General features: G+C 71.3%; 1 protein-coding gene. It reads left to right on the top strand.

The features are described 5' to 3' along the window. The coding region (locus A5622_RS08035) for an acyltransferase domain-containing protein (RefSeq protein WP_156752883.1) at window positions 1–1,800 on the top strand (1,800 nt) is incomplete at both ends.

Raw genomic sequence — 1,800 nt, 5'->3', positions numbered from 1 at the left:
CGACGCGGTGATCGGCCATTCGCAAGGGGAGATCGCGGCCGCCTACGTCGCCGGCGCGCTGTCGCTGCGCGACGCCGCCCGGGTGGTCACGTTGCGCAGCAAGCTGCTGACGTCACTGGCCGGCCCCGGCGGCATGCTGTCCATCGCCTGCAGCACCGAACGGGCGCGGGAGCTGTTGGCGCCGTACGGGAACCGAGTCAGCATCGCCGCCGTCAACGGCCGCTCGGCCGTCGTGGTGTCGGGCGAGGTGGCCGCGCTCGACGAGCTCGTCGGCTTCTGCGCCGACCTCGAGCTGCGGACCCGGCGCATCGACGTGGACTACGCCTCGCATTCGGTTGAGGTCGAGGCGATCCGCACCGACCTCGCCGAGGTGCTGTCCGGCATCGAACCGCGCTCCACGCGCGTCGCGTTCTTCTCCACCGTGACCGGAAACCGCTTGGACACAGCCGGATTGGACGCCGAGTACTGGTACCGCAACATCCGGCAGACCGTGCAGTTCGACCAGGCGGTCCGCAGCGCCTGCGAACACGGATACCGCACATTCATCGAATCCAGTCCACACCCCGCCTTGGTCGCCGGCATCGAAGACACCGCCAACGACAGCCTGCCGGGTGACACCGAGGCCATCGTCGTCCCCACCCTGGGCCGCGAGGACGGGGGACTCGAGCGATTCCTGACTTCGGCCGCTACCGCATTCGTCGCGGGGGTCAGCGTGCAGTGGCGCGGCGCGCTGGACGGCGCGGGCTTCGTCGAGCTACCGACGTATGCCTTTGATCGGCGGCGTTTTTGGCTCTCCGGGGAGGGCATCTCGGCGGACGCGTCGGGCTTGGGGCTCGGCACCAGCGGGCACCCCCTGTTGAGCGCGGTCGTCGAGCTGCCGGCCTCGGGCGGGGTCGTCCTTACGGGCCGTTTGTCGTCGGGTCTGCAGGGCTGGCTGACCGATCACGCCGTGTCCGGCACGGTCGTGTTCCCCGGATCCGGCTTCGTGGAGCTGGCGATTCGCGCCGGCGACGAAGTCGGCTGCTCGACGGTCGACGAACTCACGCTGCAGGCGCCGTTGATGTTGCCCGCCAAGGATTCCGGGTCGGGCTCGGTCGCCGTGCAGGTGGTGGTGGGTCCCGCCGAAGAGTTCGGTCAGCGCGCGGTGTCGATCTTCTCGCGCCCCGACACCGGCTGGGGCTGGGTGTGCCACGCCGAAGGAACGCTGAGCCCCGGCTCGGTCGAGCCGGGTGCGGACCTGTCGGCCTGGCCGCCGGCGGGAGCCGTCAAGGTCGACGCGGCCGACGGCTACGAGCAGTTGGCGGCGCGCGGCTATGGCTACGGCCCGGCCTTCCAGGGCCTGACGGCGACGTGGGTCCGCGACGACGAGGTGTTCGCCGAGGTGCGTCTGCCCGACGCCGCCGGCGGCGTCAACGGGTTCGGCGTGCACCCGGCCTTGCTGGATGCGGCCATGCACGCACTGGTGGTCAGTCACCAGATAGCCGGCCAGACCGACGAAGTGGTGTTGCCGTTCTCCTGGCAGGGCGTGTCGTTGCATGCGGCGGGGGCGTCCGCGGTGCGCGTGCGCATCGCCCCGGCATCGGCGCCGGAGTCCGCTTCGACCCTGTCCAGGGCGGTCTCGATCGAGCTGGCCGACGGATTGGGCTTGCCGGTGCTGTCGGTGCGCGCGATGGTCGCGCGTCCGGTGAGCGAGCGGCAGCTGCGCGCGGCCGTGTCGTCCTCGGGGCCGGACCGCCTGTTCGAGGCGGTGTGGTCACCGGCCGCAACCACGACCGGTGACGCCGAGCCGCCGGTGCACGA

Origin of the sequence: Mycobacterium sp. 1245801.1 (genome assembly GCF_001673055.1) — a bacterium.
In the GTDB taxonomy this organism is placed as follows: Bacteria; Actinomycetota; Actinomycetes; order Mycobacteriales; family Mycobacteriaceae; genus Mycobacterium; species Mycobacterium europaeum_A.
Note: the sequence above shows the minus strand (reverse complement) of the source record. Positions and strands in the feature narration are given on the sequence as shown.